The sequence below is a fragment of the Nocardia sp. CA-084685 genome (assembly GCF_050955785.1).
Lineage (GTDB): Bacteria > Actinomycetota > Actinomycetes > Mycobacteriales > Mycobacteriaceae > Nocardia.
Window position 1 is genome coordinate 4,228,992 of the sequence record NZ_CP192094.1, and the last position, 26,457, is coordinate 4,255,448.

22 protein-coding genes and 1 pseudogene are annotated in these 26,457 nt (G+C 67.6%); 14 read left to right on the forward strand and 9 right to left on the reverse strand.

What is annotated here, in order from left to right:
- Positions 1 to 442: 442 nt before the first annotated feature.
- Entirely contained in the window at positions 443 to 1,348 is a 906-nt protein-coding gene (locus tag ACQP2U_RS19055; protein WP_433715879.1) for a universal stress protein, read from the forward strand.
- Positions 1,349 to 1,380: 32 nt separating this feature from the next.
- The gene (locus ACQP2U_RS19060) at positions 1,381 to 1,950 is read left to right on the forward strand and encodes a universal stress protein (RefSeq protein WP_433715880.1); all 570 of its coding nucleotides are present in this window, start codon (positions 1,381 to 1,383) and stop codon (positions 1,948 to 1,950) included.
- An 83-nt stretch (positions 1,951 to 2,033) separates the two neighbouring features.
- Here ACQP2U_RS19060 and ppsA read toward each other — a convergent pair whose 3' ends face one another.
- Together ppsA and ACQP2U_RS19070 are read right to left on the reverse strand one after the other, a co-directional pair.
- The gene (ppsA, locus tag ACQP2U_RS19065; protein WP_433715881.1) at positions 2,034 to 4,313 is read right to left on the reverse strand and encodes a phosphoenolpyruvate synthase; all 2,280 of its coding nucleotides are present in this window, start codon (positions 4,311 to 4,313) and stop codon (positions 2,034 to 2,036) included.
- Positions 4,314 to 4,744: 431 nt separating this feature from the next.
- Complete coding sequence (locus tag ACQP2U_RS19070; RefSeq protein ID WP_433715882.1) at positions 4,745 to 5,710, reverse strand: Acg family FMN-binding oxidoreductase; 966 nt, start codon at positions 5,708 to 5,710, stop codon at positions 4,745 to 4,747.
- Positions 5,711 to 6,177: 467 nt separating this feature from the next.
- Between ACQP2U_RS19070 and ACQP2U_RS19075 the strand changes: the two genes are divergently transcribed.
- From ACQP2U_RS19075 to ACQP2U_RS19100, 6 genes are all read left to right on the forward strand, one after another.
- Positions 6,178 to 7,098: a universal stress protein gene (locus tag ACQP2U_RS19075; protein ID WP_433715883.1), complete on the forward strand. Its 921-nt coding sequence runs from the start codon at positions 6,178 to 6,180 to the stop codon at positions 7,096 to 7,098.
- A gap of 156 nt (positions 7,099 to 7,254) precedes the next feature.
- Positions 7,255 to 7,734, forward strand: coding sequence for a GNAT family N-acetyltransferase (locus ACQP2U_RS19080; RefSeq protein ID WP_433715884.1), 480 nt, complete (start codon positions 7,255 to 7,257; stop codon positions 7,732 to 7,734).
- 194 nt (positions 7,735 to 7,928) lie between these two features.
- Positions 7,929 to 9,494, forward strand: a complete 1,566-nt coding sequence (locus ACQP2U_RS19085; RefSeq protein WP_433715885.1) for an AAA family ATPase — start codon at positions 7,929 to 7,931, stop codon at positions 9,492 to 9,494.
- Complete coding sequence (locus ACQP2U_RS19090) at positions 9,491 to 10,138, forward strand: response regulator transcription factor (protein WP_433715886.1); 648 nt, start codon at positions 9,491 to 9,493, stop codon at positions 10,136 to 10,138. Before ACQP2U_RS19085 ends, ACQP2U_RS19090 begins: the two co-directional genes overlap by 4 nt.
- A 192-nt stretch (positions 10,139 to 10,330) precedes the next feature.
- Positions 10,331 to 10,633: a hypothetical protein gene (locus tag ACQP2U_RS19095; protein ID WP_433715887.1), complete on the forward strand. Its 303-nt coding sequence runs from the start codon at positions 10,331 to 10,333 to the stop codon at positions 10,631 to 10,633.
- 29 nt (positions 10,634 to 10,662) lie between these two features.
- Positions 10,663 to 13,413 carry a cation-translocating P-type ATPase gene (locus tag ACQP2U_RS19100; protein ID WP_433715888.1) on the forward strand — a complete coding sequence of 917 codons (2,751 nt, stop codon included), beginning with the start codon at positions 10,663 to 10,665 and terminating at the stop codon, positions 13,411 to 13,413.
- A 535-nt stretch (positions 13,414 to 13,948) separates the two neighbouring features.
- Here the strand turns inward: ACQP2U_RS19100 and ACQP2U_RS19105 are convergent.
- The 4 genes from ACQP2U_RS19105 to ACQP2U_RS19120 form a co-directional block, all read right to left on the reverse strand.
- Positions 13,949 to 14,335, reverse strand: coding sequence for a hypothetical protein (locus ACQP2U_RS19105; protein WP_433715889.1), 387 nt, complete (start codon positions 14,333 to 14,335; stop codon positions 13,949 to 13,951).
- Between the two features lie 5 nt (positions 14,336 to 14,340).
- Positions 14,341 to 14,511 (reverse strand): alpha/beta fold hydrolase, encoded by a 171-nt coding sequence (locus tag ACQP2U_RS19110; RefSeq protein ID WP_433715890.1) that lies wholly within the window; start codon positions 14,509 to 14,511, stop codon positions 14,341 to 14,343.
- A gap of 194 nt (positions 14,512 to 14,705) precedes the next feature.
- A complete protein-coding gene (locus ACQP2U_RS19115) occupies positions 14,706 to 16,457 on the reverse strand; it encodes an FUSC family protein (RefSeq protein WP_433715891.1) in 1,752 nt (583 codons plus the stop codon).
- A 252-nt stretch (positions 16,458 to 16,709) separates the two neighbouring features.
- Complete coding sequence (locus tag ACQP2U_RS19120) at positions 16,710 to 19,499, reverse strand: helix-turn-helix transcriptional regulator (RefSeq protein WP_433715892.1); 2,790 nt, start codon at positions 19,497 to 19,499, stop codon at positions 16,710 to 16,712.
- Between the two features lie 179 nt (positions 19,500 to 19,678).
- Between ACQP2U_RS19120 and ACQP2U_RS19125 the strand changes: the two genes are divergently transcribed.
- From ACQP2U_RS19125 to ACQP2U_RS19145, 5 genes are all read left to right on the forward strand, one after another.
- Positions 19,679 to 20,593, forward strand: a complete 915-nt coding sequence (locus tag ACQP2U_RS19125; protein WP_433715893.1) for an MBL fold metallo-hydrolase — start codon at positions 19,679 to 19,681, stop codon at positions 20,591 to 20,593.
- A 22-nt stretch (positions 20,594 to 20,615) separates the two neighbouring features.
- Positions 20,616 to 22,109, forward strand: coding sequence for a carboxylesterase/lipase family protein (locus tag ACQP2U_RS19130; protein WP_433715894.1), 1,494 nt, complete (start codon positions 20,616 to 20,618; stop codon positions 22,107 to 22,109).
- Positions 22,110 to 22,171: 62 nt separating this feature from the next.
- On the forward strand, positions 22,172 to 22,555 hold the full coding sequence (locus tag ACQP2U_RS19135) for a RidA family protein (protein WP_433715895.1): 384 nt from the start codon (positions 22,172 to 22,174) through the stop codon (positions 22,553 to 22,555).
- Positions 22,556 to 22,716: 161 nt separating this feature from the next.
- A complete protein-coding gene (locus tag ACQP2U_RS19140; protein WP_433715896.1) occupies positions 22,717 to 23,412 on the forward strand; it encodes a hypothetical protein in 696 nt (231 codons plus the stop codon).
- Between the two features lie 416 nt (positions 23,413 to 23,828).
- The gene (locus ACQP2U_RS19145; RefSeq protein ID WP_433715897.1) at positions 23,829 to 24,020 is read left to right on the forward strand and encodes a hypothetical protein; all 192 of its coding nucleotides are present in this window, start codon (positions 23,829 to 23,831) and stop codon (positions 24,018 to 24,020) included.
- A gap of 244 nt (positions 24,021 to 24,264) precedes the next feature.
- Here the strand turns inward: ACQP2U_RS19145 and ACQP2U_RS19150 are convergent, their stop codons facing one another.
- Complete coding sequence (locus ACQP2U_RS19150; RefSeq protein WP_433715898.1) at positions 24,265 to 24,672, reverse strand: PaaI family thioesterase; 408 nt, start codon at positions 24,670 to 24,672, stop codon at positions 24,265 to 24,267.
- A gap of 65 nt (positions 24,673 to 24,737) precedes the next feature.
- On the opposite strand from ACQP2U_RS19150, the gene ACQP2U_RS19155 reads away from it, so the two are divergent.
- The gene (locus tag ACQP2U_RS19155) at positions 24,738 to 25,346 is read left to right on the forward strand and encodes a TetR/AcrR family transcriptional regulator (protein WP_433715899.1); all 609 of its coding nucleotides are present in this window, start codon (positions 24,738 to 24,740) and stop codon (positions 25,344 to 25,346) included.
- 128 nt (positions 25,347 to 25,474) lie between these two features.
- Here the strand turns inward: ACQP2U_RS19155 and ACQP2U_RS19160 are convergent.
- A pseudogene (locus ACQP2U_RS19160) lies at positions 25,475 to 25,750 on the reverse strand (MFS transporter); the annotation flags it as partial.
- Positions 25,751 to 25,762: 12 nt separating this feature from the next.
- Positions 25,763 to 26,260: a pyridoxal-phosphate dependent enzyme gene (locus ACQP2U_RS19165; RefSeq protein WP_433715900.1), complete on the reverse strand. Its 498-nt coding sequence runs from the start codon at positions 26,258 to 26,260 to the stop codon at positions 25,763 to 25,765.
- Positions 26,261 to 26,457: the final 197 nt, after the last annotated feature.

Consider the following 26,457-nt stretch of genomic DNA (forward strand, 5'->3'; position numbering starts at 1 on the left):
CCTTCTTCCGGTGGCATTTGTCCTGACTCGAGCATCGCGCGTTGGCGCGTACGCGAGCAGAGAAGAAGGTCATCGCTCCCCAGGGTCCACCGACCTCGCTTTCTCGGCCGCCTGGTAGGCGGAATCGCAGCCGGCAAGGTCGGGTACAGGTAGTCCACGCCGATCTTCGCGGTCAGCCCGGCCGCATCCAGATCGTCGCGCAGATCTGTCGCGGGCCGAGCGATCGGGCAGCAGTTTCAGCATTGCGCGGGGCGAGGGCGGGGGCATGGTGTTGAGCTGGTCGGCGCCCCTACCCTGAGCGCCCCTGCGCTGCTTGCCGTCCACGATGGCATGAATTGTCTTTAGGCCCTGTGGTTGGGGACCAACGACAGCCGTGCCCGGCCAGTGCGGATTCCTAATGTATGGGTAACCGGATCATCGGAAGCGAAGGGACACCGCGCTCATGGCCACCCCGAACAACGATGATCCGCACCGGCTGACCTCGGCCGAAGTAGTCGTCGGCGTCGACGGTTCCGAAGCCTCCGACCTCGCCGTCCGCTGGGCCGCCGAAACGGCCTCACGCCGGCAACGCCGACTACGCATCGTGCACGGCCTCGATCTCTCCTCGATCGGCGCGGCGTTCAGTGCGCTACCCGGTGTGCTCGGGAAGATCCGCGGACGCGGCCAAGACTACGTGCTGATGGCCCAGCGCCTGGCCCATCGGGTCGATTCCACCCTGGCCGTGGAAACCGAAGTCTCCCAGGCAAATCCGGCCCAGCTGTTGATCCACCGATCCGAAGCCGCGCATCTTGTCGCGATCGGCGCGGCGGGCACCGCTGGTACGCTCACCCACCTCGGCTCCACCCTGCTCGCGGTGACCAACCACGGCCACGGCACCATCGTGGTAGTCCGCGACACCGGTACCGAACAGCAGACCCGCGACGCCGGTCCCGTCGTCGTCGGCGTGGACGGGAGCCCGGTCAGCGAGGCCGCGATCGCGGTCGCGTTCGCCGAGGCGGACGAGCGTGAAAGCCAACTCGTCGCGGTCCATGCCTGCGGCGAGCTGTACCTCGACATCTTCACCCCATTCCCCAGCATCCGCTCCGACCGCGACATCGAGACCGCGGGACAGGCGCTCCTTGCCGGACAGCTGACGACGTGGCACGCGAAATATCCGGACATCCATGTCATCCGGAAGGTGTACCTATCCGGGCCTCGCCGACCGCTGCTCGACTGGTCGAAGTCCGCTCAACTTCTCGTGGTCGGCGGCCGGGGCCGGGGCGGATTCCGCGGGCTGCTGCTCGGCTCAACCAGCAACGCACTGGTGCAGACCGCGCAGTGCCCGGTCATGGTCGTCCACCCGGAGTAAGCCCCGCTCCGACAGGAAGGTAGCGACATCACATGTCTGCCAACGCCATCAACCCTCCCGTCGTGGTCGGCATCGACGGCTCCGAAACCGCGGCGGCGGCCACCCGCTGGGCCGCCGTCGACGCCGTCCACCACCGCGCACCTCTGCACATCGTGTACGGCATCGCCGCCCCGGTCGACTTCGGACCGAACATCGCTTTCCGTGAGATCGACTACGGTGTCGACGGCTCCCCCACCAGCGTCCACGCCATCGAAGTCGCCTTCGACGAGGCCGCCCATCGTGATGTCGCCGTGCGCGCGGTACTCACCTGGTCCGAATTCAACCGCTACATCTCTCGCGCCGACATGCAGAAAGAGGCCGAAGAACTGCTGTCGGAGAGCCTGGCCGGCTACGCGCAGAAATATCCGGATCTCGAAGTACAGCGCGTGGTCGTCGAGGACCGACCGACCAGACGCCTACTCGACGAATCCGAAAAGGCCCAACTGATCGTCGTGGGCAGCCACGGCCGCGGCGGCTTCGCGGGCATGACCCTCGGCTCGGTCAGCCAAGCTATCCTGCACGCCACCGACTGCCCACTCATCATCGCCCGCGCGCAGAGCTGAGCGGCCGCGTCCCGGTAGTGCGGGAAGACCCCCGGAACTTCCAGCCAGAGAGCCGGGAGTCTTCTCTTATGCGCACTCGCACATCACCGCCGTGCGTTCAGGGCGGCGTCCAACAGCACTCGGCGTTCCGCGGCGGCCACGGTGCGGCGGACCGTGTCGATCGCGTCCGGGTTGACCGAGATGGAGGTGATGCCCATGCGGACAAGGTGTTCGGCGAAGTCGGGACGGGTGGAGGGCGCTTGGCCGCACAGCGAGCAGGTGATGCCGTGGGCACGGGCGGTCTGCACGATCTGTTCGATCGCCGCCAGCACAGCCGGATCGGCCTCGTCGAAAACCTCCGCACACAACTGCGAATCACGGTCCACACCGAGGACGAGCTGAGTGAGGTCGTTGCTGCCGATAGAGACACCGTCGATGCCGAGGCCGATATATTCCGGTAGCCAGTGCACGACCGAGGGGACCTCGGCCATTACCCAGCGATGCAGGCCGCGGGCCCGTCCGAGCGGGCTGGCGTCGACGAGCTCGAGGCATGCCTCCAGTTCCCAGCGGGTGCGCACGAACGGAATCATCAAGTGCACGTTCGGGTTCTGCTCGCGCACCCGGGCCAGCCCGGCCAGCTCGAGCGCGAACATCTGCGGCTCGCGGATGTAGCGGAAGCAGCCCCGATATCCGATCATCGGATTGTCCTCCACCGGCTCGTACTGTTCGCCACCGGTCAGCCCGCGGAATTCATTGCTGCGCAAGTCGGTTGCGCGATAGATCACCGGGCGGGGCGCGAAGGCGCGAGCGATCCCGCCGAGCGAGTCCGCCATCCGGGTGACGAAGGCTTCCTGCTCACCGCGGGCGATCAGGTCGTGCGGGTGCCGCCCGCCGAGCGCGCTGATCAGCAGGAACTCGGCGCGAAGCAGCCCAACGCCGTCCACGTCCTGTGCCGCAACGGCTTCCGCGATATCGGGCATCGCGAGATTGACGTAGATCTTGGTGGCGGTGGTGACCGCGGCAGGAGGCGCGGCCGCCACCTCGACGGCACGGACCGGGCGGGTGACCGCGCCCGCGACGACCCGGCCCCTGCCACCGTCGACCGTGACGATCTGCCCGTCCACGAGATCCTTTGTCGCTGTGCGGGCACCGACTACGCATGGCACGCCCAGTTCCCGGGAGACAATGGCGGCGTGACAGGTGACGCCGCCGCTGTCGGTAACCAGTGCCGCGGCCTTGCGGATGGTCGGCACCCAGTCCGGCGTCGTCATCTCGGCGACCAGGATCTCTCCCTCGTGCAGCAGATGTCCCTCGGATGGTCCGGCGAGTACCCGAACGGCGCCACTGGCCACACCCGGTGCGGCGGCCAACCCGGTCACCAGCGCCGCTCCGTCGCCACTGTCGGCGCGCGGCGCTTGCATCGTACCGAGGGTGGTGATCGGGCGGGCCTGGACCAGCCACATCCGGTCGCCCTCGATCGCCCACTCCGCATCTTGTGGTGCGCCGTAGTGTTTTTCGGCTGCCATGGCGAGCCGGGCGATCCCGCGAACTTGCTCATCATCGAGTACCCGAGCCTGATTGTCCGCATCGACCTCGATGGTCCGGTCGCCAGTTCCGTCCATGCCGCGGACGATCGCGAAGCCCTGTTTTCCGGTGTGCGACTCCAGAATTCGCAGATCCTCCTTAGCGAGAACGTAGTGGTCGGGTTCTACGGCTCCGGAGACGACGACCTCGCCCTGCCCGCGTGCCGCCTCGATCACGATCCGGCTCTGGTCTCCGGTCCCAGGATCGGCGGTGAACGCCACCCCGCTGCGTTCGGCCGCGACCATCACCTGCACCACAACGGCCATGGCCGGTTCACCGGTGAAGTTCCGTTCAGCGCGATAGGTTTCGGCACGCGGGCTGAACAGCGACGCCCAGCAGGAGCGCACCGCCTCGACCACATCCGCGGCGCCGCTCACGTTTGTCGCTGTCACATTCATCCCGGCGAACGAAGCGGAAGCGCTGTCCTCCCCAGTGGCGGAGGAACGAACCGCGACCAGCGCGGGCCCCGCCTCGCCGCCGAGTCCGTCGTAGGCGCGCACAATCTGTTCTTCGAGGTCCTCGGGCATGCCCGCCTTGGCCACCAGCGCCCGCAGCCGATCACAGTGCTGGGCGAGTTCGACCTGGTCACCGACGGCACCCAGCGCGGCACGATGCTCCGCGGCCAGATCATCGGCCACCCCGCTGCGGCGCATTGCTTCCAGATAGCCCGAGCGCAGCACAACGAACGCTGCGGGCACGGGCAGCCGCGCAGCGGTCAGCTCGCCCAGATTGGCGCCTTTTCCGCCCGCCTCGACCTCGTCGGCCAGTCCGATAGCGGCAATGTCACGTACAAAGTCCATGCCTCGACTGTGCGCGGCGGCCGGGTCCGGCAGCGAGAGGACAATGCCGACCGCCCGGCGGCCAAAAGTCCTTTGTTCCGGTTGCTGCACTGCCCGCAGTTGCTCGCTCGCTCCCACCAGACATGGCGGGGAGATCCTCTGCCTCAGCGAGAATCCACCGCACGAACGAGGCGAGTTCCGTACTGCAGTGCCGCAAACAATGCGGCACACGCGTCGCAAACACCATCGCCTGGCCGCGGCCCGGCGCCTGGAAGGCAGCGGTGCCGGGTCATCGACGCCGTCGCCGACTCTGGACTAAGCGACAGCCGCCGTGAACCAGCCAGCAGCAGCACACGTGCGAGCAGCAGCAGATAAGCGGCCACCGTCGCGATGCCCTGGGCGCGCAGCCAACTGACCCGAATTCGGGCGTTACTGCACCGGGTCTCGGGAAGTCACAAGGGGCGAACCACGTCGGCCAGTGCGCGGCGCGGGGTAATCGGAACCGGCTCGGCGCCGGTGGCCGCCCAGCCGATCCGGATAATGACCTGTGGGAATCCGCTGTCGGATAGCACATCCGCACGCACGAGATCACGAGTACCCGGCAGTTCCAGCGGTTCGGTGAGCGGACAGGTCGCCAATCCGAAGCCCGTCGCGGCCAGCAGCACCGCGCTGGTGGCTTCCCCGGCGCGCAATCGGGACAGCGGATCATCGGACGCGGTGTGCACCAGCAGCAAGACGCCGCCGTCGTCGAGATCCTGGATCACCGCCTCGGTCAGTCCGGGGCTGCGGAACTCGCGAGTCAGCGGATCGGCGGCGACCACGGCATTGCGCGCGGGCACCCCTTCCTCAGCCGCATGACGTCCGCTCCACTCGGCCAGCTCGGACTGATATCCGCTGTCCACGTGATGCTGACGCGAGGCATCCTTGAAGGCCCGCACCAGTCCGATGCGGGTCGAGCCACCGGGAATCTCACTGACCAGCACCCCCTCGGCGACGCCCGCCGCGATGATCGTGGCGATATGTGGTACCTCCCACGATGTGACCCGCCGCCGGTCGGTACGGCGCTGGCTGATCGCGCGGGCTGCCGTGACCATGTCGGCGTCCGGTGTCACCGGAGCGAACTCGATGGCCGCAAGATGGTCGGGCTGGGCGGGATTCGGAAATCGATGCACGACGGTGTCCCACCCGAACGAGCGTGCCGCCACCCGGAAGTGATGCAGCGCCGCCCCGCAACTGATCATCAGATCGCGCCGATCCGGATCGGTCTGCGGCAGCCGACGGCTGTCGTCGGCGTACAAGTGCACCGTGGTGTCGCCGACGCGCCACTGCCACGGCTGGGTATTGTGCACCGACGGCGCACGCAAGGCCAGCGCCAACGCGGCCCGCACGCTGTCGGCATCAGGATGCCTACTAGCCATTGCTGTTCCTTGTCCTCGACGCCAACATCTGTGCCGCTACCGTCGCATGCGCCGACGATGACGCCAAAGAGGCCAAAGGCCACAGCTCGATGGCCCGGTGACCTCTTCTTCCCCGATCACAACGCTGAATTTCGGCACTGGTGATCAAGCGGACCTGAACCGCCGACTTGCGCCGCTCGACGCGCTTTGCGTTCCTTCGCGGTATATCACCGATCGATCGCGACCGATCGGTGCCGACCTGTCACCCGTTCACGCTCCCGGCGGGGCCGGTACGCAGCCCACCGTCAGTCGGGCCACCGACGCTCTCGGGGGGCCTTGGGTACTTCTCGTGTGGGTTCGAGCCAGTGGCGGTAGGGGCCGCCGAAGCGTCCTTCGGCCTGCGGATCAGGGACCATCGCCCGCAGTTGGATCCGTCTGGAACTTATACCGTTCGGGTATCCGACTCAGCTCAGATCGAAGGACTTCCCATGAGCGCGCAGCAACGCGATTATCCACACCAGGTGGCCTCGGCACCGGTTGTCGTCGGCGTCGACGGGTCCGACGGAAGCGACCTCGCCGTCCGCTGGGCCGCCGAGGTCGCCGGCCGGCGCGGCCGCCGACTGCTCATCGTGCACGGCCTCGATCTCGTCGCGACCCAATCGCTGCTCGGCGGCTACCACGTGGTCCCCACCTCTGTGGTCGAGACCGTCCGCACGCGCGGCACGAAAATCGTCGCCGCGGCGCGCGGGCTCGCCCATGAAGTCGCACCCGAGGTGGACATCGCCACCGAGGTATCCGACGCGAGCCCGGCCCGTCTGCTGACACATCTATCGAAGACCGCACACTTCGTCGTCCTCGGCGCCACCGGCAACGCCGGAACCATCGCTCACTTGGGTTCCACACTGCTCGCGGTCACCAGCCACGGGCACGGCAGCATCGTCGTGGCCCGCCCCACCGATACTGGAGACCAGATCCGCCACGATGGACCCATCGTCGTCGGGATCGACGGCAGCCCCGTCGGCGAGGCCGCCATCGCGGCCGCGTTCGCCGAAGCATCTGACCGCAAGACCGATCTGATCGCCCTGCATTCCTGGAGCGAATGGCATTTCGGCGAATTCGCCGGTCATGCCGAATCCGGGCGCTTCGGCCCCGCCGTGGAAACCGTCGAGGACGCGGTACTGGCCGAACGACTCGCCGGATGGACGGAGAAGTACCCCGATGTTCCCGTCACCCGCAAGGTATACCGGACCGGGCCGGTAGATCGGCTGACGGAGTGGTCGAAGTCGGCGCAACTGATCGTGGTCGGCAGCCGCGGCCGGGGCGGCTTCACCGACTTTTTGCTCGGCTCAACCTCCAATTTCCTCGTGCAGCACGCCCATTGCCCTGTCATGGTCACCCGAACCGCGTAATGGCAAGATAATCCGGCACCGGATCGAGCCCGGTCCGCGCTCATCTGTGCTGTTCAGTCCTTCGATTGGGGATCCTCGGCCCATCCCGATCCGACCCCGTTCAGAGATGCTCTGCTCGAGACACAATCTCGATCTCGGTGGCTGGGAGTCCACGGCATGATCACTTCGACCGAAACCATCACCATCCGTCCGCTCGACCCAGCCGATGCCGCCGCTGTCGCGGCTCTGCACGCTGGGAGGCCCGATCAGGACGGCCTCTTCCGAAATCTCGTGCCGCGTCCGACGGAGTTGCCCAACGTCGCTCGCGCCCTCGCCGTGCGGGATCCGGCGCACTGTGTGCTCGGCGCTTTCGCCGACGACCGGATCGTCGGCCTCGGTAACTTCGTCGTGCTCGGCACGACCAAGACGGCCGAACTCGCGATAGTCATCGATTCTGATCGGGACGATCGGACCGGCGCTTTCGGCCTCGAACTGTTGCGCTGCCTGGTTCACCTCGCGCGTGAGCGCGGTATCGAACGATTCGTCGCCGAGTTGATTCCGGCGAATACCAGGATGATGCGGCTGGTCGCCGACACGGACTTCACTGTGACGGCCTACCGCCAGAACAGTATCGCGCGAGTCGGCATCCAGCTCTGACGGCCCAGAATGCGCAAGACTGCGCGCACCCGGGCAGGACGACACCTTCTCGTATGACTTTTGAAGCCGCGAGCCGACCTGGTGTGACAGATGCGAAAGTCCCTTCACCTCGGTGACCTTCGGACATCACCTAGCCGGGGCCGATACGAAATCCTTGAAGCACCACCAGTGAGCACACCGAAAGGGTTTGCGCCATGCCCGGATTCGCCGCACCCGCCGAGCTACGGGAAACCCATACCGGACTGGTTGTTCTGTACGGGGACCGGGCCTACAAGGTAAAGAAGGCGGTCCGAACCGACTTCCTCGATTTCAGCACGCCGCAACTGCGCGAGCACGCCTGTGCCAGGGAACTCGAATTGAATCGCCGCCTGGCTCCGGACGTATATCTCGGCCTGGCCCATCTCAGCGACCCCAGCGGCTCCCCCGCCGAGCCGCTGCTGGTCATGCGCCGCATGCCCGAAGACGGCCGTTTGTCCAACATCCTGGCCGACCAGGCTAAGAGCACAGCGGAGCTGTCGGCGCTGGCACAGATGCTGGCAAGCTTCCACGACAGGGCCCGTCGCGGACCAGAGATCGACGCGGAGGGCACCGCGGACGCACTGCGCCATCGGTGGCAGGTGCTGCTGGGCAGTCTTGCCGAACAGCGGGCCGACGTCGCCGATCCGGATCTCCTCGACCGGATCGACCGGCTCGCGATGCGCTACATCGACGGCCGAGAACCGTTGCTGAACAACAGGATCGCCGACGGGCACATCGTGGACGGGCACGGCGACCTGCAGGCCGAGGACATCTTCGAACTGGCCGACGGCTTCCGCATCCTGGATTGCCTGGACTTCGACGACCGGCTGCGTTACGTCGACCGCCTCGACGACCTCGCGTTCCTGGCCATGGATTTGGAGTTCCGCGGGCATACCGAACTGGGCGAGCGGCTGCTCGACGACTACCAGCGGATCACTGAGGATCCGGCGCCCGCCTCGTTGCGTGACCACTACGTTGCCTACCGGGCGCTCGTGCGAGCGAAGGTGGACATCATCCGATTCGGCCAGGGCGAGTCCACGGCCCGCGATCGTATGCACCGGCACCTGTGGCTCGCACTGCGCCATCTCGAGCGGGCCGCGGTTCGTCTGGTGCTGGTCGGCGGATCGCCCGGCACCGGGAAATCGACCGTTGCCGTGGAGCTTTCTGCGAGCACGGGAGCGGTCCTGCTCTCCAGTGATCATGTGCGCAAGCAGTTGCGGGGTACCGGCGAGGTCACCGGCTCGATCGGAACCTTCGGCGCCGGAACGTATTCCGCTGCAGGTAAAGCTCGTGTCTACACCGAACTGCGTAGCAGGGCGCAAAAGCTGCTGGCACTCGGCCACTCGGTGATCCTGGACGCCAGCTGGATCGACGCTGACGAGCGGCAGCGCGCCGCCACACTCGCGGCCGAGGCGAACGCCGACCTGCTGCAACTGCGGTGCCACTGCCCGCCCTCGGTGGCGGAGCGCCGCATCCGTCTGCGCGGCGACGGCGATTCCGACGCGACCCCCCAGATCGCCGCCGACATGTCCGCCATCGCAGCGGTCTGGCCGCAGGCGCTACCCGTGGACACCGGTCTGATGCTCGCCGACACCACCGCCGTAGCACTTTGCGCGTGGCACAACATTATTCACACTGAAAGGCAAGGGGCTTCGGTCACCAATCAAGGGTCGAACTCCGACCCGCGATCACGAACACCGCCCTACGCTGAATGCATGCTCCGCGGAGACACAGCGCAATGACCAGAGTGTTCCTGGTGGACGACCACCAGATCGTGCGTCGGGGTGTGGCCGACCTGATCAGCGCCGAGCCCGACCTCGAAGTCATCGGTGAGGCGGGCACCGTATCGCATGCGATGGCGCGCATCCCGGCCCTGCGCCCCGACGTCGTGGTCCTCGACGTGCGCCTGCCCGATGGCAACGGCATCGAACTATGCCGCGAACTGCTGAACCACCATCCCGAACTCCGCTGCCTGATCCTCACCTCGTTCACCGACGAACAGGCCATGCTCGACGCCATCCTGGCCGGTGCCAGCGGCTACGTGGTCAAGGACATCGACACCCTCGAACTGATCGACGCCATCCGCGAAGTCGGCGCGGGCAAATCCCTGCTCGACAATCGGGCCGCCGCCGCGCTCATGGCGAAACTGCGCGAGGAAGCCGCAGCAAAGACTGGGCCGCTGGCCACGCTCACCGACCAAGAACGAACGCTGCTCGAACTGCTCGGTGAGGGGCTGACCAACCGGCAGATCGCAGGCCGTATGTTCCTGGCCGAGAAGACCGTGAAGAACTACGTCTCCCGGCTGTTGACCAAGCTCGGCGTCGAACGACGCACCCAGGCCGCCGTACTGGCCACGAAGCTCAACCCACCGCATATGGAGGAATGAACAGGCGCATTCGCACCGGCCCCGCGCAGCATCTCGACACCCGGAATCTAGCACTGCCCTGCAAGAACTCTGTGCGAGGACCATCGCCCCGCTGGACACCACCTTTGGACCCTTGGGCTCTCGCCGCGCGCACCTCAGGCTGAGCAGTATGCCGCCCCCGATTCACCCGGTGCCAGCCCCGAGGAGGACATCATGCCCCACCTCGACGACCCCTTCACACCCGCTGTATACAAAGCCCAGGGGTGGTCGCGCGTCATCACCGACAGCCTCGACACCGACGACACCAGCTATGAGGTGGGGGTCCACAACGGCCGCGTGGAACCCGGTGACGTCGTGGTGATCATCGTGATCAACAGCCGCACAACCGATGTCCACCAGGCCGTCGCCGTGCTGACCGACGGCTTGTGTGCCGACGCAGCGATGACGCTCGGCTCGGCCGGCCAAGCGGTCCTGCCCGCCGCCGACATCCCGGTCATCAACGCCCGACCGCACTGATCCCTATGAACAGGCCAGTTTCGCCATCAGTGGACAGTGCTACTGCGGTCGCCGCCGAGCAGGCCGACGTAACATCCGGAATGCTGCTCGATCCGACGGAGCGGATAGAGCTGCTACTTCGCGATCTGCACAGCTCTCGATCCGGGCTGACCGGCCGTGAGGCGCAGCGTCGGCTGATCCACGTCGGCCCCAACGCACTGCGTCGACGGGGCGCACGGACCTGGCCGCGCGAGCTACTGGCGCAGTTCACCCATCCGCTGGCACTGCTGCTCTGGGCAGCTGCGGGCTTGGCCTGGCTGGTCGGCATCGAACCAGTGGCCATCGCCGTGGTCGTCGTCATCGTGATCAACGCGGGATTCGCGTTTATCCAAGAGCGGCATGCCGAGCGAGCAGTGGAGTTACTCGCGGCGTACCTACCAGCGCGAGCGACGCTGATGCGGGACAGGGAGATCACCCAAATCGATGCCGTCGATGTGGTGCCCGGCGATGTGCTGGTGATCCAGGAAGGCGACCGGATCTCGGCCGACGCCCGCCTGCTCGAGGGCGGTGTCGAGGTCGATCTATCCGAACTGACGGGAGAATCGCTGCCGGTGTTCCGTTCGGCCGAAGCCCCGGACACCGGTGTGCCGCTCGCCCAGGCACAGGACATCGTCTTCAGCGGGACGGCATGCACCGGCGGTGACGCGCACGCAGTCGTCTTCGCCACCGGCATGCATACCGAGCTCGGCCGCATCGCGGCACTGTCGGAACGGGTCGGGCGTGAGGAGAGCCCGCTCGAACATCAAGTGCGCCGCGTCGCCTGGCTGATCGCCTTGGTTTCGCTGCTGCTCGGAGCGGCATTCGTACCCCTCGCCACCATAGGCGCCGGGCTGTCGCTGCTCAACGCGGTGGTCTTCGCGGTCGGACTCCTGGTGGGCAATGTCCCGGAGGGCCTGCTGCCGACGATCACCTTGGCGTTGGCGATCGGCGTCCGCGACCTGGCGCGACGCGGTGCGGTCGTGAAACGGCTCAGCGCAGTGGAGACCCTCGGGTCGACCGATGTGATCTGCACCGACAAGACCGGCACGCTCACCGACAACCGGATGCAGGTCACCGTGATCCATACGTCGACCGGGCCGCACGAGCTCCGACCGCATGCACCGCCCACGGCCGACTCGACGCTCACTCGACTGGCCGCCGCGATGATCGCCTGCAACAACGCCCGCTTCGATCAGACCGGAAGGGCGCTGGGTGATCCGACCGAAACCGCCATCCTCATCGCCGGCGCAGCACTGGGTGCGCATACGGACCCTGACGACCGGCAACGTCTGCGGCAGAAACAGTTTCACTTCGAGCCAGCGTGGAAACGTATGTCGACGATCGACAGCTCGAGTGACGGCATCTGGGTGCACACGAAGGGCGCACCCGAAACAGTGCTGCCGCTGTGCACCGCCGAACTCGATGGCGACGGCCACCCGCGACCGATGCATCCCGCCCGGCGCGCAACGCTTGTTGAGCTGGTGGATACGCAAGCACGGCAAGGACTTCGGGTGCTCGCGGTCGCCGAACGCCGCCTGCCGACCGAGCCCGTGCCCACGGTGCGCGAACACGCCGAACAGCAACTGGTGTTGCTCGGACTTGTCGCGATGACGGACCCGCCCCGCGCCGAGGTCGCCGATGCCGTCACAACGTGCCACAGCGCAGGAATCCGCATCATCGTCATCACCGGCGACCACGGCCTGACAGCAGCGACCATCGCCGCCCAGGTAGGGATCATCCGCGGCGAACCGGTCGTGGTGACCGGCGAGCAGCTCGACCGGATGAGCGAAGCCGACCTGGACGCACTGCTTTCCACGACGCCCGAGCTGATCTTCGCGCGATCCTCGCCCGAGGCGAAACTCCGTGTCGCGGACGCACTTCGCGATACCGGCCATGTGGTGGCGATGACCGGTGACGGCGTCAACGACGCGCCCGCCCTGCGTCGCGCCGATATCGGTATCGCGATGGGCCGCTCCGGCACGGATGTGGCCCGCGAGGCCTCCACCATGGTCCTCACCGACGACAACTTCGCCACCATCGCCGCGGCGATCGAGGCCGGGCGGCGGGTCTACGACAACATTCGCAAGTTCATCTTCTACATCTTCGCTCACGCGACGCCCGAGGTGACCCCGTTCATCGTGTTCGCGCTCTCAGGTGGTGCGATCCCCTTGCCGCTGACCGTTTTACAGCTACTGGCCATCGATGTCGGCACCGAAACCCTGCCCGCGCTCGCACTGGGTCGCGAACCGGCCGAGCCCGGTCTCATGCGCCGACCGCCTCGGCGGCGCACCGAATCGATCATCCGAATTCCGATGGTGCTGCGCGCCTGGCTGTTTCTCGGTGCGATCGCGGCGGCACTGGGCATGGCGGGTTTCTTCTATGTCCTGCTGGGCGCGGGATGGCATCCGGGCGATCCCACCGGCCCCGGTACGCCACTGCACCACGCCTACCTGCAGGCCACCACGATGACCTTCTTCGGCCTCGTCGCCGGTCAGATCGGCACCGCGTTCGCGGCCCGCACCGAACGGGCCTCGCTGCGCTCGATCGGCGTGCTGTCCAACCCACTCCTGTTGTGGGGCATCGCGTTCGAACTCGCGCTCGCGGCCGTGATCGTCTATTTCCCGCCGGTTCAACACCTACTCGGCACGGCAGCGCTCGCCCCGGACATGCTCGCCTTCGTCGCACCCTTCCCGGTGATCATCTGGGGTGCGGACGAAATCCGGCGCTGGCTGTTACGTCGCAGAGACACCACACTCCCGTAGACGTCATCCGCTGAATCGACTGATTATCAGCAAGGAAGTCAATCAACATCGGGCAAATGCAGAAGACCTTGACCGAAGCCCGATCGAAGACACCATGCAGCAACTGGCTGGTTGCTGACATCGTGGCCGCCCATGTCCGGCGAGGTCTGAGATTTCGAGGACCCGTCCCGGACACCTCCGGTAGGGCCGATCGGTAGCTTCGGCGCTCGATCCGAGGACAGCAAGGCATCCATCAACCTTGTAGTGGTGGGGTCCTCCGAGGGGGCGTCATGACGCTTCGTCCGAAAACCAAACGCAGGCCGGCGGTTTCGAATGCGTGAGGACTTGGTTACCGCACAGTCCGCGGGAAGCGTGAATCCATACTGGTGGGCGCAACCCGTCGCGACAATCTTCGCGGCCGCTATTGCCATGTTGGAAGCATGGATTGCCTGGCGGAACGTGACTCGCCAGCTGGGCAACGAACGACGGAAGGAGCGCCGGGCTGAACGGTTAGCGGCGGCGGTCGAAGCCGTGGAGGCTATGCGGGAAGGGGTGTTCAATGTGCGGCAGCGAAAGGCCGCTGGGCAACGTGATCGAAAGCTTCGAACCGAGGAAACCCGCGCCGCGCGGAGCGACTGGGAGAAGCAAGCAGCCTCTCGGCATGCTGTGAGAGGGCCAGCAGCACAAGGGATACGGTGAGGGCGCGGCGCCGGTCCAGCTGCCGACAAGCCCACACCGCGGGTAGCGTCGCCGCCCCGGCCGCGATCGCGTGCGCGGTGAGCAGGAGCCCGGCCGTGGCGGGGGCCACATGCAATCCCATGGCGAGATCGTTCAATGCGCCGATCGGGAACAGCTCGGCGGTCAGGTACACGAACAGTGCCAGGCCCAGCACCGCCAATCGTCCGTACAGTGCACCGGCCGTGGTCGTTTGCGCTGCGGCCATTTGCGTCATCGTGGCAGGCGGTCCAGGAAGGCGGACACCTCCGCAACCCACGGCCCAGCTTCCGCAGGCGTGAAAATATGCCCGGCCGACGGGTATTCGATCAGCTCGGCACCGGCGATGCCGGAAGCCAACTGGCGAACGGTATCCGGCAGCACGACCCGGTCCTCGCCACTCACGACGGACGAGGGTGGGCACGTCGACGGTGGAAAGCAGCGGCCGAATATCGGTGCGGCTCACCATCCAGGCGGCGGATTTTCTGAGCCGCCCGGTCGGAAGCGCACAGGTTCGCGAAATCCTGAGCGGCGGCGCAGGGGGACCCGTACGCGAATGCCCGGACAGGTAGGGCTACGCGCACGGGTTGTGGCTGCTATCAGCTGTCAGGTCGGGCGGTGCATGGGCAGGGAGTACAGGGCTGCGGAGGCAAGATGGCTTGGTTCGTTCGGTTCTGCCGAGCTGTTGACGAGTGCTGAGACGCGGGCCACGCTGCTGCGTCTCGTGCGCGTCCCGTCTCGGTGGCGAGGCTTCGCGCGTGGAAGGAGGTGGCTTCCACGCGTTCGAGAACACGGCGGACCCGGGCGCGCTCGGCGCGGCGGGGATTGAGTGGATGCACCAGGGGACGGCAAGCCGTGCGGAAGGCCTCCAGCGCTTGATCAAGATCACGTGCATCGAGGGCGGGCTTCGGGACGCTGGCCTGCGGCGCGCAGCGCACGAGGTGGTCGAGAAGGAAAAGTAGCTCTCTCAGACGCATTTCGGCGACCGTGCGGACAGCGATGGGGACGACCAGCGCGGCTGCCAGAATCCCGCACCCGGCCCCCAGAACGGTCTCCTGGACGCGAAGTGCGAGCAGCTGCGGGGAGAGCGTATGCAGGACCGAGAGCACCATGCTGAGGGAGCCGGTGATGAAGAAGGTCACCGCCCAGTAGCTGCCGGAGGGGGTGTAGAACATCCCGAAGATGCAGGCGAGGAGAAAGGCCAGGGCCAAGGTGGTGTGCCTGTCGGCCAGGGCGGCGAGCCCGTATCCGAACGGCACCCCGGCGACGGTGCCGATCAGCCGCCGGCCGCTCTGCAGCAGGACGTCCCCGGTGTGCTCGGCATTGATGAAGACGACCCATGCCGTGGCCACGGCCCAGTACCACAGGTGCGGGGAGAGAAGATGTCCGCCGAGTACGGCGAGCGCGGCCGCGGCGGTCACCTGGAACGCCTGCCGCGTCGTATGCCGCCACGGGCCTGAGGGCTGTGCTGCCCCTGGACGCAGCGTCACACGGTCGCGCTCTGTCCGGTCGGTCAAGTCCGCCGTCTCCGCCTCCCCCATCGTGCTGGCGGAGGACCCGGTCGAATCCTTCGCCGCGCGGATCGCGAGTACGCCGAGGCGTTGTGCGGTCGCGTCCGCACGTGCCGTCCGCTCCAGCTCCGCCGCTGTGTCTCGGAGCAGCCCGACGGGAGCCTCGTACAGGAATTCCTGAAGCAGCAGCGCGGAGGTGTGCAGCCGGTCGAGACGTCGTTCGACTCTGCGGACGCCAGCTCCGCCGTCTGCGAGTAGATCTGACGTGGCCTGCTGTGCATCACGAAGCCGTCTGTTGAATGCCGCCCTCAGGCGCCGCACGATTCCATAGGAGGTCGTGGGCACCAGACAGAAGCGAGTGACTGCGGCTGCCGCGAAGGCGACGGCCAACGCCCCAGTCAATTGCGGGAGTTGGTGGGGCTGAATCCTGGCGAACTGGGACAGGAAGTAGGCCATGAAGGCGAAGATCCCGAGGTCCAGGCCCCGTCGTCCGAAGCGGCGCGCATATACCGCGGTGAAGATCAGCAGTAGGAAGGCCAGGTGGGACGCGAAGGGGAAAGGCGCCAGCAGGCCCCCGGCCGTCAAGGCGGCCAGGGTCACGGGAGCCCCGGCGAGCAGAGTGAGGAACTGGTTGCGGGGGTGCAGGTCGCTGCTCGCCAACGAGGTGACCACCACTGTGAAGCCGCCAGCCAGAAGTACGACCGAGGGCTGATCCCGTACCGTCAGCGCGGCCAGGGTGAGAGTGAGGCCGAGGACGGCACGCAGCCCGGCGGTCAGACGCAGCAGCCCCGGGTCGGCTGCGGCAACCCGGTCCCGTAGCGACGCTGTTTTCGCAGCCACCGTGGATTTCCGTTCCTTCGTCGTGGTCGGCCGCTCCCGTCCGGCTCCGACGAGCGGGGCCGTGCGCAGCCCGGGATCACTGGCCTGGGGCCCGCGTTTTCGCAAGGCCTTGGGGACAAGTGGGGGCCTCGGGGTACCAGGGCGAAGGGTTCGCCTGGCCGGTTCCTGCTTCCTCGCTCGTGTGGCCAGTCTGGTCCGGCGGGATGGCGGGCGGTATGCGTCAGGTGACTGCTTCCACGGCCAGGGGTGCCCTTATTCCTGGTGGCCGGCCGTCGCGAGGGTGCCCTCGATGAGGTCGCGCAGCTGGGATCGGGCGGTGATGCCCAGCTTGGGGAAGCTGCGGTAGAGGTGCGAGCTGACCGTGCGGGGGGAGAGGAAGAGCTTTTCGCCGATCTCTCGGTTGGTCAGCCCGCGGGCGGCGAGCCGGATAATCTGCTGCTGTTGCGGGGAGAGTTCGGCGAGCGCGTCGGGCGCCGCATCTGTGACGTCGAGGCCGGCGGCGCGCGATTCGGCCCGGGCGCGCTCGATCCACGGGCGTGCGCCCAGGCGCCAGAAGGTCTCCAGGGCCTCGGTGAGCGGCCCACGCGCCTCTGCGATGCGCCGACGGCGCCGCAGCCACTCGGCGAGGTCGAGCAGGGTCTGTGCGCGTTCGAAGGGCCAGTACTCCAGTACCGGATCCGCCAGAGCCGCCCGGAAGTGCGGTTCGGCGTCGTCGGGGTCCGCCAGCAGGCCACGGGCTCGGCTGATCAGCGCACGCAGACGAGGTGAAGCGTTGTCCGCCAGCGCAGATGCCGAGCGCTCGACGATCGCGACAGCCTCCTCATGGCGGCCGCAGCGCACAGCGGCCGCGGCCAGATCCGCGAGGGCCGGGTAGGAGGCGTGGTAGTGCACGGGCGCGCCGTCTACCGTGAAGACCATGCGGAGTTGGCCGTACGCGGTCTCGTAGGCGCCTTCTGTGGCTGCCGCGGCACCGAGCGCACGACGGGCATAAACGGAGACCGAGCGGCTTTCCAGCGGATCGATCAGGACGAGCGCGTCCTCGGCCCGGGCACGGGCCGAGGACGCATCGCCCTGGAAGGCCAGCACGGTGGCATCCACGGTGGCCGCACAGGCCACGGCGTGGTCGAGGCCGGCCGCCCGGCCGACTGCGGTGGTGCGGGCGCAGGCCTCACGGGCCTGTTCCCACCTTCCTCGCTCCAGGTAGGCCCAGGCGACCGCGCCGCCCAGCCCCTCGGGCAGCGCTCCCTGCAGCTCCCAGTGGTCGAAGGCCTCGTCGAAGGCGCGGACGGCCTGTGGGGTCTCGTCCAAGAGCCACGCCATGATCCCGACGGCGGTGAGCCGCTCCGGCCGGGCTTCCGCCTCAGCGGCCAACTGCGGGAGCAGGCAGACGAGTTGGGCCCGGTCGTCGAAGGGGTCCGACACAGCCCTCACCCAGGTGCGCAAACCCGCGTGTGAGGCGTTCTCGGGAAGGCGCCGCAGGATGTCCTGGATGCGGTGGCGCTGGGTTTCCTCTCCGGAGTAGAAGCGGACCACGGCGGCGCCGGCCACGAGGTCCAGCCCGGCGGCGGGCTGGGAGGCCGCCAACCGCTCGGCGTCGTCGGCCAGTCGGGAGAAGACCACGGTGTGGCGCACGGTCAGGACCGCCAGCCGTCCGGCCTGCACGGCGGCGGAGGCCAGCAGGGTTGCGTCATCCGTGCGCGCGCGTGCTGCGGCGACCAGTTCCTCGACCCAGGCGATGTCTCCGGTGAACACGGCCGCCGCGGCGGCTTCGACCAGCAGCCGGGCACTGTCCTCGCGTTGCGGTGCGAGTTCCGCGGCGCGCTGCAGGGCCTGGGCCGCCGCCGCATGGCCGCCGCGGCGGCGGGCCCGGCCAGCGGTCCGCTCCAGCTCCGCCGACGCGGCCGCGTCCGGGTGCGGGCAGGCGGCGGCAAGATGCCAGGCACGCCGGTCCGGTTCGTCCCGCAGCATCTCGGCGAGCGCGAGGTGAGCCTCGCGCTGGGCGCCCAAGGACGCGGCGTGATACACGGCGGACCGGACCAGTGGGTGGCGGAACCGGACGTCCTGGCCGGTCCGCCGGACCAGCCCGGCCTGCCCGGCTGGCAGCCAGGCCGCGTCCTCGGCGCGCGGCAGCCCCGCCGAGACGGCGATCGCTGAGTCGGCGCTGTCCATGGCGGCCAGGAGCAGCAGAGCCCACATGGTGGAGGCGGGGAGACCGTTCAGGCGAGCGGCGAAGATCCGCTCCAGGTGATCGGTGAGCGGAAGCGGACCTGCAGACGGCAGCCCCGCAGCCGTGTCCTGTGCTGAGGCTGTCCTCGTCAGTTCCAACAGCGCCAGCGGGTTGCCGCCTGCCTGGTCGAGGATCCGCGACCTGGTGTGCCCGGTGGGGCTCTTCGGCTGCAGGTCCAGCAGCTGATTGGCCGCAGCTTTGTCGAGCGATCCCAGGGTGAGCATCGGCACATGACGGTCGAATCCCGGAAGGTGATCGCCGCCACGGGCACCGATCAGCATGGTGACCGGTTCACCTTCCAACCGTCTGGCAACGAAGGACAGCGCGTCCAGGGAAGCACGATCGAACCACTGCGCATCGTCCAGCACCACGAGCACCGGATGGTGGTCGCCCAGGCCTGACAACAGGCTCAGGACGGCGACCCCGACCAGCATGAGATCGGGTCCCGGCGTGGCCGACCCCTCGCCGAAGGCGTCCTGCAGCGCCGCGCGCTGCCTCCCTGGCAGTGCGTCGACCTCGGCCGGCACCGGCCGCAGCAACTGATGCAGTGCGGAGAACGCCAGGCTCGACTCCGACTCGCTCCCCTCGGCCCGCAGTACGCGAGCGCCGCCGGCTTCAGCCCGGTGCACCGCATGCTCCAGCAGCGCGCTCTTCCCCGTGCCCATGTCACCGACCAGCATCAGCACCGGGTCAGCCGACACCGAGTCCACCGCACGAAAGAGGCGTGCCAATTCCGCGTCCCGGCCGACGATCAGCTCCCCCGGATCCGGCTCCGGTCTCATGACCGCACCGCGGTCGCCTGTGTGCTCGTCCACGGAGTCTCCCGGAATTGCCGCTTTCGATCGGAGTCGCCTTGCCCTGGCCCGCCCAGGCTACAAGCGGCCGGGCTCAGTGCACAGGCCATGCGCGCAGGTGCAGTCACGTTACGGATACCGCGCGCGCCGAGGCCGCTCGTACGGTTCCAGGAAAACCTCCACATTCCCAAGGACGCCCCATGGAACAAATCACGCTCGGCAACGTCACCATCACACGGGTATGGGAGTATTTCGGTTCCGTCGAAATGACTCCCGACACCTTCTTCCCGGAAAGCTCGAAGGAAGTCTGGGAGACCGGTACCGACTGGCTAGCCCCGCATTTCCTGGATTCCGAGACCAACATCGTGAATTCGGCGATCCAGACTTGGCTGCTGCGCAGCGAGGGCAGGACGATCCTGGTCGACACCGGCGTGGGCAACCACAAGGAGCGTCCCTACGCCCCGGTCTGGAGCCACCTCGAAACCGACTTCCTGGCCAACCTCGCCCGGGCCGGTGTCCAGCCGGAGGACGTGGACATCGTGATCAACACACATCTCCACATCGACCACGTCGGCTGGAACACCTACCTGGACGGGCGGCAGTGGGTGCCCACCTTCCCCAACGCCACCTACCTGATGCCGAAGGACGACTTCGACTTCTGGAACCCAGAGAACGGACACCAGCCGCTGCTCGGCCGCGGCAACCAGAACGTCTTCGAGGACAGCGTCGCCCCGGTGCACCAGGCCAGCCTGACGCAGCTGTGGGAGAACAGCCACCAGATCGACGCGAACCTGCGCCTGGACAGTGCTCCCGGGCACACCCCCGGTTCCTCCGTGCTGACTCTCACCTCCGGCACGGACCGTGCGGTGTTCGTCGGCGACATGCTGCACAGCCCGGTGCAGATACTGGAGCCGGACGCCAACAGCTGCTTCTGCGAGAACCCCGCCGAAGCCCGCGTCACCCGCCGCAAGGTGCTGGGCTGGGCGGCCGACAACAACGCGCTCGTGATCCCGGCGCACCTGGGCGGGCATGGCGCCACCGAAGTCGTACGCGAGGGAAGCACCTTCGCCGTCAAGGGCTGGGCGCCCTTCACCCTGTACACCGAGCAGGGCTGAAGCCCGCGGAAAGGCACCAGAGATGAACCACCACGCCGAACCCGTCGTGACCACTACGCAGGGAGCCGTCCGCGGTCTGCGCCAGGACGACGGCACCGCCGCCTTCCTGAATATCCCCTACGCCGCCCCGCCCCTGGGCGCGGGCCGCTTCGCGCCGCCCGAGCCGCACGAGCCGTGGGACGGCGTACGGGACGCCACCGTGCCCGGCCCCAACGCGCCGCAGTCCGAGCGCAAGCTCGGCAGCATCGACATGGCCCCCTACTTCGGCACCGGCTGGAGCCGGGGCGAGGACTACCTCACCGTCAACGTCTGGACGCCCGCCGTCGCGCAGAGCGACCTGCCGGTCATGGTGTTCGTGCACGGCGGCGGGTTCGTCGCCGGTTCGACACGGTCCGCGATGTACGACGGGTCCGCCTTTGCCCGCGACGGCGTCGTCCTCGTCACCCTCAACTACCGGCTCGGCATCGCCGGGTTCCTCGATCTGCCCGGTGCGCCCGCCAACCGCGGCCTGCTCGACGTCGTCGCCGCGCTGCGCTGGGTGCGGGAAAACATCGCCGGCTTCGGCGGTGACCCGGACAACGTCACGCTCTTCGGCCAGTCTGCAGGGGCCACCATCGTCGGCGGCGTCCTGGCCGCCCCACAGGCCGCGGGCCTGTTCCACAGGGCGATCGTGCAGAGTGGCAGCGGCCTGGGGGCGTTCAGCACCGAGCAGGCCGCCCGCGTCACCTCCGCGGCCGCCGACGTCCTGGGCGTCGAGCCACACGTGGACGCCTTCGCGGGGATCTCCGACGAGCGTCTGGTGGAGGCCGCTTCCAAGCTCGCGGGCATCGATCTGCAGACCGCCACCCACCATGACCCGCTGATCGGGCTCAGCCCCTTCAGCCTGGTCCTGGACACCCAGCCCGCCGAAGCCGTCGCCACCGGACACAGCTCCGACGTCGACCTGCTCGTCGGCACCAACACCGAAGAGGGAAACCTCTACCTCGTCCCGGTGGGCAAGTACGCCACCTCGACCGCCGCCGACGTCGACGAGGCGGCGGCCCGCTCGCACCCGAATCCGGTGCAGCTCGTCGAGACCTACCGCAAGTCCCGCCCCAAGGCGTCCTTCGCGGGGCTGCGCTCCGCCATCATGGCCGACGCGCTGTTCGGCGCGGGCAGCCGCGCTCTGGTCGGCGCCCATGCCGCCCACCCGAAGTCCGCCACCTACGCGTACGAGTTCGCCTGGCGCTCCCAGGCCCTGGACGGAGAGCTCGGCGCCACCCACGCCGTCGAGCTGCCCTTCGTCTTCGACCTCGCGGACCGGCCCGATCTGACCGGCCCCGCCGCCCTGCTCGGCCCCGACAAGCCCCCGGCGGATCTCGCGGACCGCATGCACGAGACCTGGATCCGGTTCGCCACCACCGGCGACCCCGGCTGGGACCCCTACGACACCGAGCGCAGGGCCACGATGCACATCGATGTCGAGTGGACCCAGATCGACGACCCCCGCAGCCAGGAACGACAGGTCTGGAGCTGACGCCCCGTACCGGTCTCGCCTGCTCATCCCCTCCAAGGACCACCACCGCTTCAAGGAACACCATGACCAGAACCGTCATCACTACAGACAACGCACCCTCTCTGCTCGCCCCGCTGTCCCAGGGCATCCGCAAAGGCCCCGTCCTGCAGGTCTCCGGACAGCTCCCCTTCGACCCGGACACCGGCGAGGTCGTCGGTACCACCGTCGCCGAGCAGACCGCACAGGTCCTGCGCAACGTGAACGCCGTACTCGGGGCGGGCGGGGCGGGCCTGGAGGACGTCGTCATGCTGCGCGTGTACCTCACCGACCCCGCCCACCCGGCCGAGATGAACGAGGCGTACGCGGCAGCCGTCGGCGAGCCCTTCCCCGCCCGTACCACCGTCTACATGCAGCTCCCGCCGGGACTGCTCGTGGAGATCGACGCCCTGGCAGTGCTGGGCGACTGATCAGGATGGCCGGTCGTCTGGCAGGAGCGTGCACCAGTCTGAGGGTTCCGCCGGCGTACCTGCTCGAGGCCCTGTGCGCACTGATCGGACGACCGGCACCTCCCCGCGGGCCTCATCCCGTACGCCGCATCCACGAGCAGGTCCTCCAGACAGTGGGGTCGGTGCCGCCGGGCGTGCTCGAGCCGGGCGATGTGTGCGCGGCCACGGACGTGCGCGCGGGCCTCTTGAACGCCGAGATCCCGGCCCCCTCGGACACGGCCGCCCTCTGCATCCGGCGCACGGTCGACGACCTGGGACCGGCCGACCTGTGGGAACTGGCACGCTTCTCGGACGTGACCCGGGACGATCTCTCCTGGGGCGCTGCCGCGGTCCTGGCGGGAGGAGATCCCGGCGCTGGAGACCTGCTGGACGAACTCGCCGCGCACACCCTCGCGGAGGAGGTCGCCGAACGGTCTCCGTGCCAGTGGGGCCGAGACCACACCGAGGCGGTACGCGCCGCGCTGTACCGGATTCTGGCCGACCTCGCCGACGCCCTCCTGGAAGTGTCGGAGTCGACCCCGACACCCCTGGACTGGACCGTTCACGACAACGGCGGGAGGTATGTCACCACCGCAGTGGGCGACGGGGTCATGTACGACGTGCTGGTCCAGACGGCGCAGAACGCTCCCCCGGCTGCGGCACTCGTCTGGGACCCCCCGTCACCGCCCGCCGCACGTGCCGTCTGGCAGTGGCAGATCACCAGCGGACCGGTCGACCGTGCCTCTCACAGCTGTGCGCCCTTGCCCTCCGCACTCGCGGCACGGCATGCCGCCGAGTGTGCAATCACCGCACTCACCGCCGGCAGATGCGGGCTGTGAGCCACCTCGGCCGGCGCCGGACCCATGCTGCACCGCAGACGTGTGAAGCAGCTGCGCGCGGACGGCTTCGACGTCTGTGACGAGGACGTGGCCCGTCCCTCGCCGTTCGTCAGGCAGTGCCTCCGTCGAGACTGCGGACGTCGTGGCGCGCGAGTGGTTCTGCACAAGACCTCCTCCTACACTCCAGAAGAGATCGCCGGGTTCCATGCCGCCGCCGACTAGGCCGACATCGACACCATCGAACTGCTCTGGTTTCCAGAGCCACGACCCTGTCCGGCTTTTTCCGATCCGCCGCGCACCCTGCGAGGCACCCTCTTCAGCCTCGATGCCCAGCAGCGCGTCCACTACACCCGCGGCAGCGGCCCCTTCTACGGCTCTTACCCCGACATGTACATCCCACCCCTCTCCCGTTCCGCATGATCGATACCGAGTCCAGCCCAGAACACCTTGCCGAGGAACTGCTCGCGCTGACCAAAATGAACTGGAACCAGACCCAACTCGACGGCAGACAACCCATCACCCTGCGCACCGCAGACCGCGTCGGCCAGATCGTGCGACACCTCAGCCCCCAGGATCGTCCGCAAGCCCGTTACGCCTTCTACATGTGAAGCCGCACTATGACCTGGCATTTTTGTGGGCCTCACGCTTCACAACCCGGCCTCTGACGGTCGAAGGGCCAGCGATTCGGATCAGGCCGGTAGGCGTTCGGCAGGTGAAAGCCAGGGCGTGACCTACCGATTTCACCGATCTAGCGGCGATCGGCGCATCGCTGGCGCAGGTCGCCCACGGTAGCCGCGATCCATGCCCTGCTCCTGCTCCTGCGCCGTGGCTCGGATCGCTGATCTTTCGACCTCAGGCGGCTACGCGCGGAACGCGTATCTGCACTGTTTGGATCACATGGACGCACAGCTCGCCGGATTCGTCGGTGATTTGCACGCCCACCACGACCGCATTGCGGCTGATGCGCATCGGCTCGGCGACCGCATGCGCCGCTCCGCGGACCGGACGCAGGAAGTGCGTCGTCGAATCGGCTGTCGCGGGCAGCGCCCCGGGGGCGGAATTGAGCACCGCGCAGACCGCGGCAGCCGCATCGGCCAACCCCATCAGGGCACCGCCGTGCAGGCCACCCCCTGTTGTCGACAGCTCCACGGTGTGGGTCAGGCGGGCCGCGACTGCGGCGGGTGTGAGTTCAGTGAATTCCACTCCGAGGGTGCGGACGAACGGAGCAAGTCGGTAGACGTCTTCGGTGGTGATGGTCATGATCGGCCTCTCATCATTGTAGAGACTTCACTCTACAAGGATGTCTGGAGAGTAATCTCTACAGCGTGGTGAGATTCGTACACGACACCGCGGCGATCCTCGACGCTGCTGCGCGGCTGCTGGCTGCGCAGGGTCCGGCTGGCGTCACGATGTCCGGTGTGATCCGGGAATCCGGTGCACCGAGCGGATCGGTCTACCATCGCTTCGCCGACCGGCCCTCATTGCTGGCTGCCCTGTGGAACAGGGCCGTCGGGCACCTGCATCGGGACGCCTACGTCCTGTTCGACGTGGACGATCCGGTCGAGGCCGCCGCCGCGATCACAGGCCACATCGTGCGGTGGTGCCGGAGCAGCCCGCTCGATGCGCAGGTTCTGCTCGCGGGTGTCCACCACTTCGCTCCCCAGAGCTGGCCCGCGACCGCGCGTGAGGAGCGCGCCAGCGAAGCAGCCCGGTGGGATGCGGCCATTCGCGAACTCGTCCACTCGTTACGCACCGAAACCGGATTGTCCACGGCAACGATCGTTCTCACAGTTGTCGACCTGCCCTACGCCGCGGTGCGGCGATACCTCACAGCCGATCGGCCGATACCCACAGAACTCGACGTCCAGGTACCAACCATGGTGCGCACCCTGCTGAACAGCTTGCCGGCCGAATCGGACAGAGCCGCTGTTTGATCGAGCACCGAAGACAACCGCGAGCAACGGCCGCGGCGGCGAACCGATGCTCGACTCCAGCATCTCGGACAATGTCAGCGCCCCATTGTCGAGCGAGCAGCTATGAATCCGTTGGATCTTTCTGGCTGAGCGTGACCGCCTTCGCGGCATGCCCCACATCCGGCCACGATCAGTGGTTTGTAACCGAGCCGATCAGCGAGCGTGCCGCCGAAAGGAACATGCCCTGCTGGGAAAAGTTCCGCACCCCCCAGCACCAGACCGACCGCCCATGCCGCCAAACCGAGCGGACCGGCCAGGTATCCGGCGAGATACGGCATGTAGAAGCCGAGGTTGATGCCGAACTGGTTGACCATGAGCAGCCGCGCGGCAAGGTCGAAGCTGCGGAACTTCCTGAACACCGTCACGAGGTGACCTCCCTATCCCCCGGCCGAATGTCCGCCGGTGCCCACCGCACACACCAGCACGTCGACCCGGCCCAGCTGCTCGATCAATACGAGGGCAAGCGATTCGTAGCCATCGACGTTGTCTGGATTGCCGTACTGGTCCGGGCACCACGCACCCGGTTCACGATCGAGCAACTCGGTCATGCGATCGCGGCGGGCCTGCTGCCAACCCCCGATCGGATGTGGCTCGGCGACCAAATCGACCTCGGCTCCGTATGCAGCCAGCATCCGTGACCTGATCGGTTCCAGGCCCGGGTCGGCCACCAAGGTGACGGGGTGGCCGTGCACCACACCGGCCAGAGCCAAGCCGAGACTTAGTGTGCCACTGGTGGATTCGACGATCCGCGCGCCCGGCGCGAGATCTCCGCGCACTTCGGCTCGGCGCACCATGTGCAGCGCCGGCCGATCCTTCATGCCACCCGGATTGAATTCTTCGAGTTTGACCCAGAACCCGCGACCGACGGGCGCCAAGGGCGTGCCGCCCCATAAGAGTTACCGACCAAGGTGAACGGCTGCCTTGCCACACCCGGTGCGGCGCCAACAAGGCCCGCCGATGTTTCGACGGCCTTCTCGAGCACGATTTTGTCCACAACTCTCGGCATACGCCGTACCCGACCTGGTGCTGCACCTCCAGCATGATCGGGGGGAGCGATGCGACCGGACGCGAA